At 63.9% G+C, this 16,843-nt stretch carries 15 protein-coding genes; 9 read left to right on the top strand and 6 right to left on the bottom strand.

What is annotated here, in order from left to right; all coding sequences use genetic code 11:
* Positions 1-81 precede the first annotated feature (81 nt).
* A complete protein-coding gene (locus ACZ0AJ_RS12035; protein ID WP_499454712.1) occupies positions 82-2,124 on the top strand; it encodes a glycoside hydrolase family 97 protein in 2,043 nt (680 codons plus the stop codon).
* Between the two features lie 163 nt (positions 2,125-2,287).
* Here the strand turns inward: ACZ0AJ_RS12035 and ACZ0AJ_RS12030 are convergent, their stop codons facing one another.
* Positions 2,288-2,416, bottom strand: a complete 129-nt coding sequence (locus tag ACZ0AJ_RS12030; protein WP_499454711.1) for a hypothetical protein — start codon at positions 2,414-2,416, stop codon at positions 2,288-2,290.
* Here ACZ0AJ_RS12030 and ACZ0AJ_RS12025 point away from each other — a divergent pair.
* The 4 genes from ACZ0AJ_RS12025 to ACZ0AJ_RS12010 all read left to right on the top strand — a co-directional run bounded on the left by ACZ0AJ_RS12025 (position 2,415) and on the right by ACZ0AJ_RS12010 (position 8,459).
* On the top strand, positions 2,415-3,566 hold the full coding sequence (locus ACZ0AJ_RS12025; protein ID WP_499454710.1) for an MFS transporter: 1,152 nt from the start codon (positions 2,415-2,417) through the stop codon (positions 3,564-3,566). The two genes, ACZ0AJ_RS12030 and ACZ0AJ_RS12025, sit on opposite strands and share 2 nt — an antisense overlap.
* Before the next feature lie 46 nt (positions 3,567-3,612).
* Positions 3,613-4,446 carry a PhzF family phenazine biosynthesis protein gene (locus ACZ0AJ_RS12020; RefSeq protein ID WP_499454708.1) on the top strand — a complete coding sequence of 278 codons (834 nt, stop codon included), beginning with the start codon at positions 3,613-3,615 and terminating at the stop codon, positions 4,444-4,446.
* 179 nt (positions 4,447-4,625) lie between these two features.
* Positions 4,626-5,384 carry an N-acyl amino acid synthase FeeM domain-containing protein gene (locus ACZ0AJ_RS12015; protein WP_499454706.1) on the top strand — a complete coding sequence of 253 codons (759 nt, stop codon included), beginning with the start codon at positions 4,626-4,628 and terminating at the stop codon, positions 5,382-5,384.
* Between the two features lie 135 nt (positions 5,385-5,519).
* Positions 5,520-8,459, top strand: a complete 2,940-nt coding sequence (locus ACZ0AJ_RS12010) for a putative bifunctional diguanylate cyclase/phosphodiesterase (RefSeq protein ID WP_499454926.1) — start codon at positions 5,520-5,522, stop codon at positions 8,457-8,459.
* A gap of 106 nt (positions 8,460-8,565) precedes the next feature.
* Here the strand turns inward: ACZ0AJ_RS12010 and ACZ0AJ_RS12005 are convergent, their stop codons facing one another.
* Both ACZ0AJ_RS12005 and ACZ0AJ_RS12000 read right to left on the bottom strand, forming a co-directional pair.
* On the bottom strand, positions 8,566-9,159 hold the full coding sequence (locus ACZ0AJ_RS12005; protein ID WP_499454701.1) for a PEP-CTERM sorting domain-containing protein: 594 nt from the start codon (positions 9,157-9,159) through the stop codon (positions 8,566-8,568).
* Positions 9,160-9,314: 155 nt separating this feature from the next.
* Positions 9,315-9,698, bottom strand: a complete 384-nt coding sequence (locus tag ACZ0AJ_RS12000) for a DUF4124 domain-containing protein (protein WP_499454700.1) — start codon at positions 9,696-9,698, stop codon at positions 9,315-9,317.
* 191 nt (positions 9,699-9,889) lie between these two features.
* Here ACZ0AJ_RS12000 and ACZ0AJ_RS11995 point away from each other — a divergent pair, with 191 nt between their 5' ends.
* A complete protein-coding gene (locus tag ACZ0AJ_RS11995) occupies positions 9,890-10,882 on the top strand; it encodes a 2-hydroxyacid dehydrogenase (RefSeq protein WP_499454698.1) in 993 nt (330 codons plus the stop codon).
* Positions 10,883-10,972: 90 nt separating this feature from the next.
* A complete protein-coding gene (locus ACZ0AJ_RS11990) occupies positions 10,973-11,464 on the top strand; it encodes a hypothetical protein (protein WP_499454697.1) in 492 nt (163 codons plus the stop codon).
* Here ACZ0AJ_RS11990 and ACZ0AJ_RS11985 read toward each other — a convergent pair.
* On the bottom strand, positions 11,409-12,731 hold the full coding sequence (locus ACZ0AJ_RS11985) for a S41 family peptidase (protein WP_499454696.1): 1,323 nt from the start codon (positions 12,729-12,731) through the stop codon (positions 11,409-11,411). The two genes, ACZ0AJ_RS11990 and ACZ0AJ_RS11985, sit on opposite strands and share 56 nt — an antisense overlap.
* A 199-nt stretch (positions 12,732-12,930) precedes the next feature.
* Between ACZ0AJ_RS11985 and ACZ0AJ_RS11980 the strand changes: the two genes are divergently transcribed.
* Positions 12,931-13,899, top strand: coding sequence for a threo-3-hydroxy-L-aspartate ammonia-lyase (locus tag ACZ0AJ_RS11980; protein ID WP_499454695.1), 969 nt, complete (start codon positions 12,931-12,933; stop codon positions 13,897-13,899).
* 13 nt (positions 13,900-13,912) lie between these two features.
* Here ACZ0AJ_RS11980 and ACZ0AJ_RS11975 read toward each other — a convergent pair whose 3' ends face one another.
* Positions 13,913-15,298 carry a sensor histidine kinase family protein gene (locus ACZ0AJ_RS11975; RefSeq protein WP_441899751.1) on the bottom strand — a complete coding sequence of 462 codons (1,386 nt, stop codon included), beginning with the start codon at positions 15,296-15,298 and terminating at the stop codon, positions 13,913-13,915.
* Entirely contained in the window at positions 15,298-16,065 is a 768-nt protein-coding gene (gene ompR, locus ACZ0AJ_RS11970; protein WP_258834804.1) for an osmolarity response regulator transcription factor OmpR, read from the bottom strand. The genes ACZ0AJ_RS11975 and ompR overlap by 1 nt, the downstream gene beginning before the upstream one ends.
* Before the next feature lie 200 nt (positions 16,066-16,265).
* Between ompR and ACZ0AJ_RS11965 the strand changes: the two genes are divergently transcribed.
* Positions 16,266-16,631: a hypothetical protein gene (locus ACZ0AJ_RS11965; RefSeq protein ID WP_499454694.1), complete on the top strand. Its 366-nt coding sequence runs from the start codon at positions 16,266-16,268 to the stop codon at positions 16,629-16,631.
* Positions 16,632-16,843 lie beyond the last annotated feature (212 nt).

Here is a 16,843-nt window from a genome sequence, read left to right as displayed (position 1 = left end):
ATCCCCGATGCCGGACTATCCGGGGCGACCGCTTTCAGGTTGAAAATGCAACAGAAAACAAGACGAGACAGGAGACGAAGGATGCGTACCAGTTTATTGAAGATGAGCCTCGTGGCGCTGGGCATGGTGATCAGTACCGGCGCGTTCGCCGCCGAAGACCTGATGGCCACCGTCGAGTCGCCCGGCAAGGTGCTCAAGGTGTCGTTGCAGGTCGCACCGGACGGGCGCCTGTCGTACCAGGTCGAGCGCAATGGCCAGCCGGTCATCGCGCCGTCGCGCCTGGGCTTCGTGCTGGCCAGCGACAAGCCGCTCGATGCCGGCTTCGCGATGGAACGTCACCTCGTCACGGCCCATGACAGCACCTGGGAGCAGCCGTGGGGCGAGCGTCGCATGGTGCGCAATCACTACAGCCAGCTGCGCGTGGACGTGCACCAGAAGAAGGATGGCCGGCGCCTGGCAATCGTGTTTCGCGTGTTCGACGATGGCGTGGGCTTCCGCTACGAATTCCCGAAGCAGGCCAATAACCGCGCCGTGCACATCGCTGACGAGCTGACCGAATTCGTGGTCGCGCAGCCGGCCACCGCCTGGTGGCAGCAGGCCGGCGAAGTCTGGGCGCTCGAATACCCGATCCAGAAAACGCCGCTGCGTGAAGTGGGCATGGCCAACACGCCGATGACGGTCAAGATGGAAAACGGTACGCACATCGCCTTCCACGAAGCGGCACTGGTCGACTACGCGTCGATGTGGCTGCGCCGGGTCGAAGGCCAGCGCCTGCGCGCGCACCTGACGCCGTCCGCCAGTGGCGCGCCGGTCGTGCGCACCGGGAGTTTCACGACGCCGTGGCGCACGATGCAGATCGCGGGCGACGCGGCGGGGCTGTATATGTCCGACCTCGTGCTGAACCTGAACGAGCCTAATAAACTGGGCGACGTCTCGTGGGTCAAGCCATCGAAGTATGTTGGCGTCTGGTGGGACATGCACCTCGAAACCAAAACCTGGGCCGCGGGCGACCGGCTCGGCGCGACCACTGACTACACGAAGCGCTACATCGACTTCGCGGCCAAGCACGGCTTCCGCGGTGTGCTGGTCGAAGGCTGGAATCCGGGCTGGGACAGCGACTGGGCCGGCAACGGCGCGGACATGGACTTTACCCGCTCGAACCCGCGCTTCGACCTGCCAGCACTGGCGGCGTATGGCAAAGCGCGCGGTGTCCACATCATCGGCCACCACGAGACCGGCGGCAATATCGCGCATTACGAGAAGCAGCTCGATGCAGCGCTGCGCCTGTATGCAAAGAACGGCGTGGACAGCATCAAGACCGGCTACGTGACCGACGGCGGCGCCGCGCAGTTCATGGGCAAGAACGGCAAGGTCCATTTCGGCTATACGGATTCGCAAGAGGGCGTGCGCCACTACCAGAAGGTGGTCGAGGATGCGGCGCGCTACAAGATCGCGATCAACACGCACGAGCCGGTGAAGGACACGGGCCTGCGCCGCACGTATCCGAACTGGATCTCGCGTGAAGGCGCGCGTGGCGTGGAGTACAACGCCTGGGGCAATCCGGTCAACAGCGTCGAGCACGAGGCCAATCTGGTGTTCACCCGCATGCTCAGCGGCCCGCTCGATTACACGCCGGGCATCCTGAGCCTGGAGGGCAAGGACAAGAAGCCGTTCAACTCGACCCAGGCCAAGCAGCTGGCCAACTTCGTGGTGATCTACTCGCCGGTGGTGATGGCGGCCGATCTGATCGAGCATTACGACCGGTATCCGGGTGCGTTCAAGTTCATCCGCGACGTGCCGACCGACTGGGACGATACGCGCGTGCTGCATGGCGCTGTCGGTGAATACGCGACCATCGCGCGCAAGGACCGCAACTCGAGCGCCTGGTATGTCGGCTCGGTCACCGATGGCAATGCGCGCACGCTCGATCTGCCGTTGTCGTTCCTCGATGCCGGCAAGTCGTATGTGGCCGAAATCTACCGCGATGGCGACAAGGCCGACTACCGCAGCGAGCGCCGTTTCGACCTGGTGATCGAGAAGCGCACCGTGAAGAGCACCGACACCATCAAGATGGTGCTGGCGCCGGGCGGCGGGCAGGCGATCCGGCTGGTGCCGGCGGGGTAGCACCTCGCCTGTAGCGGCAAGCCCCTCTCCGTCGTTCCCGCGGAGGCGGGAACCCAAGTCGTTTGCCTGGCCGCCAATACGCAAGCCGGTGGCTGCTCGTGCAAAACTGGGTTCCCGCCTGCGCGGGAACGACGTGCATATGGCAGTGGTGTATGCCAATGCGTCACACGTTATCAGGGTTTTTCGCATATCCTGTCGGACTGTTCTGTCCACCCGCGTCGTCCATGTCCACATCTTCCTCGCCGTCCAGCACCACCTCCGCCACCACCCCGGTCGTCCCGGGTGCGGTCATGCAAATCCTTCTCTCGGTTGCCTTCGTCCACCTGCTCAACGATTGCGTGCAGGCGGTGCTGCCGTCGATCTACCCGCTGCTCAAGCATGAATTCAACCTGACCTTTACCCAGGTCGGCCTGATCACGCTGACGTTTCAGTGCACCGCGTCGCTGCTGCAGCCGTGGATCGGCCTCTACACCGACAAGCGGCCGATCCCGTTCCTGCTGCCGGCCGGGATGTGCGTGACGCTGCTCGGCGTGGGGTTGCTGGCGTGGGCCAACAGCTATCCGATGCTGCTGGTTGCTGCCGGCATGATCGGCGTGGGCTCATCGACCTTCCATCCGGAAGCCTCGCGCGTGGCGCGCCTGGCGTCCGGCGGGCGCTTCGGGTTTGCACAGTCGGTGTTCCAGGTCGGCGGCAATGCCGGCTCGGCCCTGGGGCCATTGCTGGCGGCGGCAATCGTCGTCGGGCGCGGGCAAGCCGAGATTGCCTGGTTCATGCTGCTGGTGCTCGTTGCGGTGGCGGTGCTGGTGGGCGTGAGCCGCTGGTACAGCCACCACCTGATGAACATGGTCAAGAAAGCGGCGCTGCATGCCGGTCCGGCGCTGCCGCGCAAGAAGGTGATCCAGGCGCTGGCCGTCCTGGCGCTGCTGGTGTTCTCCAAATATATCTATATGGCGAGCCTGCAGACCTATTACACCTTCTTCCTGATCGAAAAATTCAAGCTGCCGGTGGGCACCGCGCAGATGTACCTGTTCCTGTTCCTGGCATCGGTGGCGCTGGGCACGTTCGCGGGCGGGCCGATTGGCGACAAGATCGGACGCAAGCGCGTGATCTGGTTCTCGATCCTGGGCGCGGCGCCGTTCACGATCGCGCTGCCGTACGCCGACCTGTTCTGGACCGGCGTGCTGTCGGTGATCATCGGGCTGGTGATGTCGTCGGCGTTTTCGGCCATCGTCGTGTTCGCGCAGGAGCTGGTGCCGGGCAAGGTCGGCCTGATCTCGGGCATTTTCTTCGGCCTGATGTTCGGCATCAGCGGCGTGGGCGCGGCCGCGATGGGCAGCATCGCCGACGTGCATGGCATCGCACAGGTGTATCAGATCGCCTCGTTCCTGCCACTGCTGGGCATCCTGGCCGTGCTGCTGCCGCGCATCGACGCCCGGCGCTAGCGGCCCGGCGCTATGATGGGTGTTTCCAACCTCTGAGGAAGCACCCATGCGCCAGGATATTGAACTTCTCGCCGCCTTCGACGACCACGGCCAGGGCGGTAATCCGGCCGGGGTCTGGATCGGCGCGGTCTTGCCGCCGGCCGCCGAGATGGCCGCGATGGCGCGCGACGTGGGGTTTTCCGAAACCGTGTTTGCCGCGCCTGAAGGCGAGGGGTGGCGCGTGCGCTATTTTTCGCCCGCTTCCGAGGTGCCGTTCTGTGGTCATGCGACCATTGCTCTGGGCGCCGCCCTGGCGCGCCGGCATGGCGCTGGCCGCTTTGCGCTGACGCTCAACGCCGCCGCCATCTCTGTCGAGGGACGGCAGGACGGCGCGCGCATGCAGGTGGCGTTGCAGTCGCCGCCCACCCGCAGCCATCCCGCACCGGTTGCTCTGCTCGACGCTGCGCTCGCGCTGTTCGGCTACGGGCACGCCGACCTCGATCCGCGCCTGCCGCCCGCGTGCATCCACGCCGGCGCTGACCACCTGTTCCTGGCGCTGTCCAGCCGAGCGGCGCTGGCGGCGATGGCGTACGCGCTCGACGCGGGCCGGGCCCTGATGGACGCCCACGGCCTCGTAACGATCGTGCTGGCGTGGTCCGAACACGATAATCTGTTTCATACGCGCAACGCTTTTGCCTCCGGTGGCGTGCTGGAAGATCCGGCGACAGGCGCTGCAACGGCCGCGCTGGCCGGCTATCTGCGCGATCTCGGCTGGCCCCATGGTGGCCGGATCGACATCGTGCAGGGCGAAGACATGGGCATGCGCTCACTCATTACTGCGGAATTCGGCGATGACATTGGCGGCCCGATCCGGGTCTCGGGCAGTGCACGGCTGCTGTGATAACGGCCGCCATTATGCAACGCACATTGTTCTCGTGACGCAGCCATTTTTCTCGGTTTCTCGCTCATTCAAACTGAAGGTGAAAAGTACACCTGCTCTGTAAATAGATTCTCCGTATGCGGATTGATAATTGAATCCAGTTAATTTCTGTTTCTCTCAATCAATCAAGGAGTTCCGCCATGGAGCAGTTCACCGCCGCCGTCATCCACCCAGCCACGCTGTCGCGACCACGTTCGGTGCGTCCCCCGGTCGCCGGCAGCGTGACCGAACGATTGCCGTTCACGATCCGCCGGGTACAGACCCAGGCCGACTTGCTCAAAGCCGTGAAAATCCGGCATGCTGCCTATGCGCGCCATGTGCCGGATTTCGCACGCACCCTGGCGCAGCCTGAAGCGGCTGACTTCGATGCCGACACGATCGTGCTGCTGGCCGAGTCCAAGCTCGACGGCACGGCGATCGGCAGTACCCGCATCCGCACCAACCTGCACCGGCCGCTGGGCGTGGAAGAATCGGTGGTGCTGCCTGACTGGTTGCAGGGCAAGCGGCTGGTCGAGGCTACCCGGCTGGCCGTCGATGAAGGGCGGGTGGGGCGCATGGTAAAAATTGCACTGGTCAAGGCGTGTTTCATGTATTGCGAAGACAACGCCATCGACTTCTCGGTGGCGACGGGCCGCCCGCCGGTTGACCGGCAATACGAGCAGATGCTGTTCGTCGATGTGTTCCCGGAAGATGGCCTAGTGCCGCTGCGCCATGTCGGCAATATCCCGCACCGCGTGATGGCCTTCGAGATCGCCACCTTCCAGCAACGGTGGACCGAGGCGCGGCATCCGATGCTCGACTTCTTCTTCAACACGGTGCACCCGGATATCGACATCGGCCCTGTTGTGGTTCCATCGGTAGCGGAATGGCCGGCGCAGGAACAACTGGCGGTCGCCTGAGGCCGCATTACACAGCGCGAAACCGACGATTGTTCAACTACGAAGGGCATGACGGCACTACGCTAAAGCTGTATCCTTGCGCTTTAGTGGCCGTCGTTGTCTGCGCGGTGGTCACGCGTATTACCAAGGCCGCTCATGCCCAAGCTTTCCCATCAGTTTCGTGCTTCGCTGCCAGCCGCGTTGCAAGCGGCGGTCGAACTGATTCTGAAGACATTTTCTTACTACCTCATCCCGATCGGGATCGCGGTGGTGTCGCTGATTGCGCTCGTTTTCTGGCACGACGAATACCGCACCAGCGGCGACGTGCCACTGACGATGCACGTGCTGGCCGACCCGGCCGGTACGCTCGATCCTGCCAGCGCACTCGGGCCGGTGCGCGAGCGTCCGCTGACCAACACCCATGATACCCACCTGTCCGAAGCGCCGGTCTGGCTCGTCGTCGAGCCGATGCCGCGCCCGGGCGCACAGGTGCTTGAATTCCCGTCGCGCCATGCGCTCGATATCGCCTGCTGGAATGCGGCCTCACTGGCCCCGCTGGGCACGGCCAGCCGCAGCGACAGCACCGGCCTGCTGAGTGCCGACAAGGCCGGCTTCGCGCTGAGCGTCGCGCCGCTGCCGCGACAGTTGCTGTGCCGCGGCACGTTCGCGGGCCCGGCGCGCCTGACGGTCGTGCAGTGGCCTATCGAGCAGTACGTGCTGTCGGTTAAGCAGTATCACCGCAAGTCGGGCCTGCTCGACGGCGGCATGATCGTGCTGGCGCTGTTCATCCTGATCACGGCACTGATCAACCGGCAGCCGGTGTACGTCATGTTTGCTGGCTGGCTGATCCTGAACCTGCGCGTGGGGGCGCTGTCGGCCGGCTGGGACATCCAGTGGCTCGGCCAGGCGGTGCCGTCCGACTGGCTGCTGCGCAGCCGCGCCGTCACGTTCACGATGTACGGCATCGCGACGCTGACGCTATACCAGGCGCTGCTGAAGGATCACCTGGCCGAGATGCGTTACGTGGTGCCGATGCGCGTCATGCAATGGCTGTGCATGCCGATGCTGGCCGCCGCCATCCTCGTCCCGTATGGCATGTACCTGCCGCTGATGTGGGGCATCCTTGCGTGCTGCTTCTCGTTGATGACGATCGGCCTGTTCAAGATCATCATCGAATCCCGTACGCGCGTTGCGGCCTGGTTCGCGGCCTCGTTCGCCGTCACCTTCATGGCGTCGCTGGCCGAAGTCGCGTCGGCCGCGTTCGGCATGCGCGAGCTGCTGGGCGTGATCAACAGCGTCACCGCGGCGCTCGCATCGAGCCTGCTGGCGGCGCTGGCCGTGGCTGAACAGATGCGCATGGAAACCGAGAAGCGTCAGGAAGCGCAGGAAGAACTCGAGCATGCGTACAAGGCGATGCCGGTCGGCCTGTTCACGCTCGATATCTACGGCCACTTTTTGAGCGTGAATCCGGCGCTGCAAAAAATGCTGGGCATGACCGACTTCATGGCGGGCCGTACGGCGTGGCGCCAGTACTTCACTGAAGCGAGCTGGGCCGCGCTGCACGAGCAGGTCCATGCAAAAGTCGAAGCCGAGATGGAACTGACCAGCCGCGAAGGCGGCCAGCGCTTCCAGGTCAGTGCCACGCTGGCCAGGTCGCGCATCGAGGGCGTGCTGCAGGACACCACCGAGAAACACAAGGCTACCGAGCAGCTGCGCTTCATGGCCAACAACGATCCATTGACCAAGGTCTTCAACCGGCGTGGCATCGAGCGCGAGTTCAGCAATGCCAGTGCAAGCCTGGCCGCCGGCCGGCCAATGGCGCTGGCGTATGTCGACCTCGACCGCTTCAAGCTGATTAACGACCTGTTCGGGCACGGCGCCGGCGACGAAGTGCTCAAGCAGGTCTGCGAACGCATGGGCGCGATGCTGGCCGGCGGCCAGCAACTGGGCCGCGTGGGCGGCGACGAATTCGTGATCGTGATGCCCGAGACAGCGATTCCGCTGGCCTCGATCATCATTCGCGGCATCGTCGACCGGCTTGGCAGCACGCCCTACCGTGTGGGGGACAAGGCGTTCCACGTGCGCGCGTCGGTCGGCCTGATCGAGGTCGTGCCGGGCATGCCGATGAAGGATGCCGTCTCCACCGCCGACCGCGCCTGCCGCGAAGCCAAGACCGGCACGGGCGACGGACTGGTCGTGTACGAGCGCGATGCCGATGCATTCCGCCAGCGCGCCGCCGAACTCGACATGGTCGAACGCCTGTCGGGCCCGGGCGCCACCGACGGCCTGCTGCTGGAAATGCAGCCGATCATGTCGCTGCGCACGCCGCTGGAATCCCTTAACTTCGAGGTGCTGCTGCGCATGCGCGAGCCCGATGGCCGCGTCGTGCCGGCCGGCGCCGTGATTGTCGCTGCCGAAAAAAGCGGGCGCGCGAGCATGATCGACCGCTGGGTACTCACGAGCACGCTGGCCTGGATCGCCGAGCACAACGACGAGCTGGTCAATACTCGTTTCGTCTGCATGAACCTGTCGGGCGCATCGCTCAACGACGAGCGCTTCGTGCAGGACACGTTCGACATTCTCGGCCGCTACGTGCACGTGGCCAGCCGCCTGTGCCTTGAAATCACCGAGAGCGTGGCCCTGCACGACCTGGACAACACGCGCCGCTTCATCGACCAGGTGCGCGGCTTCGGCGTGAAGGTCGCGCTGGATGATTTCGGCGCCGGCTACACGTCGTTCTCGTACCTGAAAGAGCTGCCTGCGGACGTGCTCAAGATCGATGGCAACTTCATCGTCAATATCAATGCGCATCCGGCCAACGTGGCGATCGTCGAGGCCATTGTCAGCCTGGCCGTGAACCTGGGGATGAAGACGATTGCGGAGTGGGCCGAGGATGCCGCCACGGTCCAGACGCTGCAGGAAATCGGTGTCGATTATGTGCAAGGGTTCGTCGTGGCGCGCTCGATGCCGCCCGAGCGCATCCTGGAAGGGCGCTCCAGCGCCAGCTTCATCCAGGATCCAGCGTTGCTGGCGCTGCTGAGCGAGTGGGACAAGCCGCCGACGTCACATCTGGCCAGCGTCACGCGCTTGCACTAGCGGGCAACGTCTGCTGAAGCTCGTTCAGTCAATAAAAAATGCCGTTCAGTTTGCGCTGAACGGCATCTCTCAATGCTGGGCGACTGGCTAGTCGAGGCAGGGTCGTTCAGGCTGCAGTCTTGATGGCGTTACGGCGGCGGCGGGCCGTATAGCCCATCAGCGCCAGGCCAGCGCCCATCAGCAGGCCGCTTGCCGGCTCCGGCACTTCACCGCCAGGTGGAACATCGACGGCATCCGTATTGAACGTGATGGTGCCAAAATTCCAGACGCCGTCAGGCGAAATGCCCGCATCATTGAAGTCTTCGTAAAATTCGATGCGCAGGATGCCATCGGCATCGACGCTGAAGCTCAGGTCTTCGGCAACCAGATCCACCACTTCCGCGAACGTCGCTGTACCTGCCTCGTCAAGGCCAAGACCCGGGTTCAGAAGGACGCCATCCGTAAACGCGCCATTGGTAAACGCGAAACCCATTTCTGACAACCAGCTAGGGGCAAAGGCGGTGATGTTGAGGTTATAGCTGATGCTGGTGATGGTCGCATTGGCGCCAACATTGATTTCGTACACGTCGTTTGCTGCGTTACCGAGCCCGCCGATACTCTGCGCGCCTGCAACGTTAAACGTAAATGGCGTGGCGAAGGCAGAGGCGCAGGCGAGAAGTGACAGGCCGACGAACAGTTGTTTGTATGAGCGCAGTGACAAGATAACCTCCGATAAGTGTGTGCTTATCAGTAGTGCAAGTAACGTGCCAACTCTCCAATAATTAATAGGTTATTGATTTAACGCTGTATTTTGATTGAGATCAGATTTATCAATGATTTAGTGTAAATTGTTTCGACAGTTTTCTGCGTTCAGGGTCAGTTCAGAACCGCCAATGCCGCCGTCGAGCGCACGTCGCTCAATACGAACTGGGCACGCGCCGCCTTCAGTGTGGCGACGTCGCTGGCCAGCAGTTTGGCAGCTGCACGCGGGGCCGGAACATAAGTACGTTGCATCGCGCGCGGTGGCGGCAGTACGCTGGCCTCGGTCACCAGGGGATGGGCGTGGGCACGGGTCACGCCGTCATTGGCGGGCTCGCTTGCCATGCGCACGGTGGTCGCGCCGGCTTCACAGGGCCGATCGGTCAATGTCACGCGTCCTTCGTCATCCACGCACTTGACGATGCTGGTCTCGGAGAACGCGACCGGCGCTGCCATCGTGGTGGCAGCCAGCAGCAACAGTTGGCAGAAATGACGCTTCATGATCGACTCCTCGATTTTGCTTTAATTTCAACAATTTTATTGTCTTATTTGCATCATTCTGCTTCTGTGCGTCAGTTCACACAGGCTTGTAGGCCTGCGCGCCGTCCTTTTGACAGCGTGCGACGGTATGACTGTCCTTATCGCGCGCTAGGGCGTATAAGAACTTGACCATCATCCAGCAGGAGAATCGTTTGAAAACAGCCGTATTCAGTGCACGTCGCTATGACAAGACCATGCTGGCGCAGGCCAACGACGGTGTCGGCCATGCGTTGCTGTTCATCGAAGAGCGCCTCACCGTGCAGACGGCGAGCCAGGCGGCCGGGTGCGTGGCGGTCTGCGTCTTCGTCAATGACACGGTCGACGCGGCCGTGCTGGAGATCCTCGCGCGGCAGGGCACGCGCCTCGTGGCCACGCGCTCGACCGGCTACAACCATATCGACGCCGCCGCCGCACGCCGGCTCGGCATCGAGGTGGTGCGCGTCACCGACTATTCACCCAATTCGGTCGCCGAGTTCGCGGTCGGCCTGTTGCTGGCCGTGAACCGCAAGATTGCGCGCGCCAGCGTGCGCACACGCGAAGGCAACTTCGACCTCGACGGGCTGATGGGCTTTGACTTGCACGGCAAGACGGTCGGTGTGATCGGCACCGGCAAGATCGGGCTGATCTTCGCCCGCATCATGGCCGGTTTCGGCTGCACGCTCGTGGGACACGATCTGTATCCGACGCCGGCATTCGAGGCGCTGGGCGGGCGCTACCTGGGCGTGGACGAGCTGCTGGCGTGCAGCGACGTCGTCTCGCTCCATTGCCCGCTGCTGGATGCGACGCACCACATCGTCGATGCGGCCGCGCTGGCGCGCGTCAAGCGCGGCTGCGTGCTGATCAACACCAGCCGCGGCGGGCTGGTCGATACCGATGCCGTGGTCCAGGCGCTCAAGACCGGCCAGCTGGGCGGGCTGGCAATCGACGTCTACGAGCAGGAGGCGAGCCTGTTCTTCCAGGACCTGTCGTCGACGATCATCCTCGACGACGTGATCCAGCGCCTGGTGTCGTTCCCGAACGTGATCGTCACCGGCCACCAGGCGTTCTTCACGGTCGAGGCGATCGGCCAGATCATGCGCACGACCATCGACAGCATCAGCGCCTTCGAGCGCGGCGAAGCGCTGGTCAACCGCATTCCCGGCTGACGAAAAGATACATGAATCGCCCTGCCTACTGGACAGCGCACCTCGCCTGCGTTACGGTGCAGTGAGCAGGCCAAACATGGGAGAACACACATGTACATTGAGACAGTCCGCTTCGAGCGGGTATTCGACGTCCAGTCGGGGACATTCAGTTTTGAGGCGGGCGGCAAATGCGAGTTCGCCGTCGTATTCGATCACGAACGCGCACCCACGGCAGGATCGACCTATGCCGTTGCGCTGAGCGAACCGGGTAACTGGCAGAAGGTATTGGGCTGGCGCGACCTGTCCAGGCCCACTGTCGGATTCACCTACAGCCCCTGGTTCCTGGCCCTCGATCTGGTGCTGGATCTGTACTTGCTCGGTATTGCAGTCCTTGCCGCGGCCTGGTTGTTCGGTGGCCCCTGGGCAGCGCTGGCGGCGTTCGTTGCGATGGTGCTGGGTTCGGTCGGCCGCGTCGTCTTCAGCGCCCTGCGCAACCGCCAGATCGAGCAGGCGCTGCTGGCCGTTTCGCCGGAGCAGACGCGTACGGTCACAATGTCGGACATGCAGTTGCGGCGCGCGGATTCCACGGCGCCTGCGCGCTGAGCAGGGCGCCCTTCGGTGCGCTGCCCGGTGGATCGAGCACGAAGCGCGGTATCCACAGCGTCAGGCCTGACTGCGGCAGCGGCACACCATACACGCCGCCCGACTGGCTGCGCCTGGCCGCGCCGCCGGTGCCGACCAGGGTGGCAAAGCCGAAGTCCTGCATCACATTGGCAAACAGCACGCTCGACGAGTAGGTCAGCGGACCGATCGCCACCTCAACCTTGCCGTTGAAGCGTGAGGGATGGTCAGGTTGCGGCTCGCGCCACGTGGCGATCTGCGTGTGGATGATCTGGCCGACCTGTTCGCCGCGCTCGGGGTTGGCACGCAACACGCGCTTGACGGCGCTCGAGCCGGTGCGGTAACGCGCCGTTGCCAGATACGGCATCAAGCCGTCGAGCCACATGACGTCGTCGCCGCCGGTGTTGGCGCGGATGTCGATGACGAGGTGCCTGATGTGTTCCTGCTGCATGCGCGTGAACGCGGCCTGGGTAAAAGCGACGAAATCTGCCAGGTGAGCGCTATCGAACGCGTTGACGGTCAGGACCGCCGAACAGCCGGGCACGGTGTCGAGCCGGTACAGGCGCGCGATGTCGACCTCGTCCTGTAGCATGCGCGGCTGGTCCGTGCTGCCGGGGACAGCAAGTTCGCTGCGCTGGCCATCGCGTTCGATCACGAGCCGGTACTGCTGCGCAGGGCCGAGCGTTTTCCAGTGGTACAGCCACCAGCGCTGCGCCAGCAGGGCCATGCGCATCGCGGGGGTATCGCCGTGGACGCGGGAGGCCAGGCTGGCCACGAGCGTGTCGACCGGCACGCCGTCGATGGCGACAATGCGCGCGCCGGCCAGGGGTGACGCTGCGCCTCCCAGTGCAGCATCGATGACGAGCCGGCCCTGCGGATCGAACGCCACGTCGAACGGAAACAGGGCGCCGCCGGCAGCACGGTGCGCTGCGGTATCGCCGCGCCAGTCGGTCAGCGTGATCGCAAGATGCCCGTCAGCCAGCAGCGGATTGATGCGGGCCAGCTGGCGCCACGCTTCATCGCGCGTCATCGACGCTGGCAGGTCGCGCCCGATCGCTTCCAGCGCAGCCGTCACGGCCGCATCGCTTGTCGAAAACCCCACGTCCGGATGTCGTTCGCGCACGGTCCTGAGCACGAGATCGATATCCTGTTGCAGCGCTTGTTTCGTGATGACGGGGGCGGCGTGGGCAGCTTGCCCCAACAGCAGAAAAGCGAACAAACTGGTGACGGCAAAATGCAACGGATACATATGCTTCCTCGGTGTGTGCAACGTGGCGTCTCTTGGGACGATCGGTTACTGTACCAACAATCACATCGTAAAACTATCTAATTGGCAACGTCTGCATACGATTGTTCCGCCACCTTGCCGGCGGGTTTGACGTTCGTCCGGGTGGCCGATAGACTGCGCCATCGCTCTCCTTACCCATGTCACTGAAAGGACCACCCGCATGACCATGCTCCAGCTTCCCACGTATGACGATGTCGTCCAGGCCGCCGAACGCATTGCCGGCGCCGCGCACCGCACGCCGGTGCTGACTTCGCGCACCGTCAACGAGGAGTTCGGCGCCGAGGTGTTCTTCAAATGTGAAAACATGCAGCGCATGGGCGCTTTCAAGTTCCGGGGCGGCTACAACGCGCTGGCCAGGTTCAGCTTGGCCCAGCGGCGCGCCGGCGTCGTGGCGTTCTCGTCGGGTAATCACGCGCAGGCGATCGCGCTGTCGGCGCGGCTGCTGGAGATCCCGGCCACGATCATCATGCCCGAGGACGCGCCAGCCGCAAAAGTCGCCGCCACGCGCGGCTATGGCGCCACCGTCGTCACCTATGATCGTTATACCGAGGACCGCGAGCAGATCGGCCGCGCGCTGGCCGAGCGCGATGGCCTGACGCTGATCCCGCCATACGACCATGCGGACGTGATTGCAGGGCAGGGCACCGCGGCCAAGGAACTGTTCGACGAGGTCGGTCCGCTCGACGCGTTCTTCGTGTGCCTGGGTGGCGGCGGCCTGCTGTCGGGTTCGGCGCTGGCCACGCGCGCCTTGTCGCCGGGGTGCCTGCTGTATGGCGTCGAGCCCGAAGCCGGCAACGATGGCCAGCAGTCGTTCCGTACCGGGCAGATCGTGCACATCGACACGCCGCGCACGATCGCCGATGGCGCGCAGACGCAGCACCTGGGGCAACTGACATTCCCGATCATCCAGCGCGACGTCGACGACATCCTGACCGTCAGTGACGACGAACTGGTGGCGTGCATGCGGTTCTTTGCCGAGCGCATGAAGATCGTCGTGGAGCCGACGGGGTGCCTGGGCTTTGCGGCAGCGCGCAAGATGAAGGACAGCTTGCGGGGTAAGCGGATCGGGGTTTTGGTCAGCGGCGGGAATATCGATCTGGCCCGCTTCGCGAGCCTGATCGGGGCCTGAACTTTCTAAGCGCTCAGGCCGCCAGCGGCAACGCCACCTGCAGCAGGAACCCGCCACCATCGCGGTTGCTCACCTCGAGTCCCGCATTGTGGCGCGTGAGTACCCGCTCGACGATGGCCAGGCCCAGCCCGGCGCCATTGGCCTGGCCCCGCGCGCTGTCGAGGCGTGTGAAGGGCTTCATCAGCTGCGCGATCTGGTCTGGCGGCACGCCGACGCCATGGTCGCCGATCTCGATCACGGCGCGCCGGCCGTGGCCCGTTGCTTTCACGCGCAGCACGATATCGATCTCGGTGTAGTCCTGCCCCGGCGTGACGCCGTAACGGCGGGCGTTCTCGATGATGTTGTTGATCACGCGCCGCAGGTCGGTCGCGTTGCCCTGCACATGCACGTCCGGCACCAGGTCGGTCCTGATACGCAGGCTCGGAATGCGGCCTGCGTGGTGGCCGATGTCCGCCAGCAGCTCGGACAGATCCACCGGCACGAACGTGGCCGCTTCAGTCGGCTTGGCATAGTCGAGGAACTGGCCGATGATGGCGTCCATCTGCGCGATGTCCGATTGCATGCCGTCGCGCGCTTCCTGCGACAGATTGGCCATCTCGACCTCGAGACCCATGCGCGCCAGCGGCGTGCGCAAATCGTGCGAAATGCCGGCCAGGATCACGGCGCGGTCCTTCTCGACCTGGGCCAGGTCTTCGACCATCTGGTTGAAGCTGCGATTGGCTTCGATGATCTCCTGCGAGCCTTTTTCGGGCAGCCGCGCCGGGCGCTCACCCTTGGCGATGGCGCGCGCGGCGGACGTCAGGCGCGCCAGCGGCCGGTTGACGAGGCTCGAGATCAGCGCTGCGCCCAGCACCGACAGCAGGCCGACCACCACCGCCCAGCCGAGCCACTGCACGCGCGTCAAGCCCGCCAGACGCTCGCGCTCGAGCATCAGCCAGTACTTGTCGTCCTCGATATCGAAGCTGATGTAAAAGCCGGGCACGCCGTTCACGCCGCTGGAAAAGCGGGTGTCGGCGCCAAGCCGCTCGCGCACGATGGCGGCAATCTCGGGCATCAGGGGATTGTGCGGCGGCGGGTCGATGATGTCCGTGTCTTCAAGCGTGAAGATGCGGATGCCTTCGTTCGAGGCCAGTTCGAGCAGCAGTTCGAGCCGCAGGTCGGGCGCCGAGTGCGTCAGCGCCGCCTTGGTGATGGTGACGACGGACACGACCGTTTCGGCCGTTTGCTGCACTTGCGGGCCGCGCTGGTAGACGTTGATCATGCCGATCCAGGCGCCCATCGAGACGGCGGTGAGCACCGACATCAGGAAGAACGTGCGCCAGAACAGGCCGCTCTTGAACCAGGCAAAGCGCACGGCGCGATGCGCCGCCGCGAGCGACGTAAATGCAGGAGGCTTCACTAGCGCGGCTGACCCTCAGGGATGAACACATAGCCCAGGCCCCAGACGGTCTGGATGTACAGCGGGCTGGACGGATCGGGTTCGATCAGCTTGCGCAGGCGCGAGATCTGGACGTCGAGCGAGCGGTCGAACACTTCGTATTCGCGGCCACGGGCCAGTTCCATCAGCTTTTCGCGCGACAGCGGCTGGCGTGCGTGGCGCGCAAACACCTTGAGCACCGAGAATTCGCCGGTGGTCAGCGGCACGGTCTCGCCGTTTTTCTTCAGTGTGCGCGTGCCGAGATCAAGGATGAAGTCGCCGAACTCGAAGGTTTGCGGGGTTTCCGATGGCGCACCCGGGATTTCGTCGGGGCCTTTGCGGCGCAGCACCGCGCCGATGCGGGCCACCAGTTCGCGCGGGTTGAACGGCTTGGGCAGGTAGTCGTCGGCGCCCATTTCGAGACCGACGATGCGATCGACGTCTTCGCCTTTTGCAGTGAGCATGATGATCGGGGTCTGGTCGCCGGCGCCGCGCAGGCGGCGGCAGATCGACAGGCCGTCTTCGCCCGGCAGCATCAGGTCGAGCACGAGCAGGTCATAGCGTTCACGCAGCCACAGCTTGTTCATGGCGGGCGCGCTTTCGGCGGTCACGACCTGAAAACCCTGTTCGGTGAGATAGCGGCGCAGCAGATCGCGCAGGCGCACGTCGTCATCCACGACCATGATCTTGGCGGAGTGGCCGCCCTGCGTGCCCGTACCCACGTTAATGTTCGAAGTCGATGAAGTCATGGAACTGTCCAGAATTGTCAGATGAATGTCGCTATGGTAACTTCTTATGGCTGCGCCGCAGGCACGACTCAGCTCAGCCATTACAATGTGTTACAAACTTTACCCAATTAGTCTTACCCCGCCTGCGCGATCAACCTACACTGGCGTCAAGTGATCAACACAGCTTATCCGTTTATCAGGCATCACGGAAGAGGAACACCATGAACCACGCGCTCAACGACAATCCAGCAGCACCCGGTACCGCTCGCGGCCGGTTGGCACGGCTTGTGCGCCTTGGTGTTGTCGCCTGCGCGCTTGCAGCAACTGGCGCCGGTGCATTGGCCCAGGACCAGGACCGCAACCGCCGCAGCGATGACGCCCAGGCGCGCGAGCGTTACGAGATGCAGGCCCAGCGCGACGCGCGCGCATTCGAAGTGCGCGAGCAGGGCCGCCGCAATGCCGAGGTCCAGCAGGACACGGTGCGTGAAGAGCGGCCTCGCGGGCGCCTGTCGCCGGACGAGCGGCGCGACTTGCGTCGCCAGATCAAGGAAGGTGCGGATCTGTATCCAAATTCGCGCCGCCGCTGATACGCGGCCGCTTCAGTAAGACAACGGCGCCTCTGGCGCCGTTGTCGTATCTGGCGTTGTACTGGTCTCAACGCATGGGGCGTTACCTGCGTTGACATCCCCTTGTTCAATCGTGTCTATTTTCTTTTTCGCAAATATTATTGCTATATGTTTATTTAATTAGCGCAACATGCTATGTTGGCGGGCGCCTTACTGTTGGTAAGGTTTTTCGC

Source organism: Telluria sp. AC161, assembly GCF_979258535.1.
Note: the sequence above shows the minus strand (reverse complement) of the source record. Positions and strands in the feature narration are given on the sequence as shown.

Coding starts and splice junctions, on each gene's coding strand:
- ACZ0AJ_RS12035 (WP_499454712.1), top strand. CDS start 82: ATGCGTACCAGTTTATTGAAGATGAGCCTCGTGGCGCTGGGCATGGTG.
- ACZ0AJ_RS12025 (WP_499454710.1), top strand. CDS start 2,415: ATGCAAATCCTTCTCTCGGTTGCCTTCGTCCACCTGCTCAACGATTGC.
- ACZ0AJ_RS12030 (WP_499454711.1), bottom strand. CDS start 2,416: ATGACCGCACCCGGGACGACCGGGGTGGTGGCGGAGGTGGTGCTGGAC.
- ACZ0AJ_RS12020 (WP_499454708.1), top strand. CDS start 3,613: ATGCGCCAGGATATTGAACTTCTCGCCGCCTTCGACGACCACGGCCAG.
- ACZ0AJ_RS12015 (WP_499454706.1), top strand. CDS start 4,626: ATGGAGCAGTTCACCGCCGCCGTCATCCACCCAGCCACGCTGTCGCGA.
- ACZ0AJ_RS12010 (WP_499454926.1), top strand. CDS start 5,520: ATGCCCAAGCTTTCCCATCAGTTTCGTGCTTCGCTGCCAGCCGCGTTG.
- ACZ0AJ_RS12000 (WP_499454700.1), bottom strand. CDS start 9,698: ATGAAGCGTCATTTCTGCCAACTGTTGCTGCTGGCTGCCACCACGATG.
- ACZ0AJ_RS11990 (WP_499454697.1), top strand. CDS start 10,973: ATGTACATTGAGACAGTCCGCTTCGAGCGGGTATTCGACGTCCAGTCG.
- ACZ0AJ_RS11985 (WP_499454696.1), bottom strand. CDS start 12,731: ATGTATCCGTTGCATTTTGCCGTCACCAGTTTGTTCGCTTTTCTGCTG.
- ACZ0AJ_RS11980 (WP_499454695.1), top strand. CDS start 12,931: ATGACCATGCTCCAGCTTCCCACGTATGACGATGTCGTCCAGGCCGCC.
- ompR (WP_258834804.1), bottom strand. CDS start 16,065: ATGACTTCATCGACTTCGAACATTAACGTGGGTACGGGCACGCAGGGC.
- ACZ0AJ_RS11965 (WP_499454694.1), top strand. CDS start 16,266: ATGAACCACGCGCTCAACGACAATCCAGCAGCACCCGGTACCGCTCGC.